At 58.2% G+C, this 237-nt stretch carries 1 other RNA gene; it reads right to left on the bottom strand.

Going from position 1 to position 237, the window contains the following annotated elements:
- Positions 1-61 precede the first annotated feature (61 nt).
- Positions 62-198, bottom strand: a non-coding RNA gene (locus OGV93_RS00660) — RtT sRNA.
- Between the last annotated feature and the right edge of the window lie 39 nt (positions 199-237).

Below are 237 nucleotides of genomic sequence, written 5' to 3'. Positions count from 1 at the left end.
CCGCAGGCGTGCAACATGCGAAAAAAAAGCCCGTACTTACGTACGAGCTCTTTCTCAAATATGGCGGTGAGGGGGGGATTGACTCGCTTCGCTCGCCCTTCGGGCAGCCTGTTCGCTGCGCTCTCAGTCTGTCCAACTGGCTGCGCCAGTTGTCGAACCCCGGTCGGGGCTTCTCATCCCCCCGCAGGCGTGCAACATGCGAAAAAAAAGCCCGTACTTACGTACGAGCTCTTTCTC

The organism is Citrobacter sp. Cb031, assembly GCF_030336725.1.
GTDB classification, from domain to species: Bacteria; Pseudomonadota; Gammaproteobacteria; order Enterobacterales; family Enterobacteriaceae; genus Citrobacter; species Citrobacter braakii.
The sequence above is the reverse complement of the archived record's forward strand: the minus strand, read 5'-3'. Positions and strand labels throughout refer to the sequence as shown.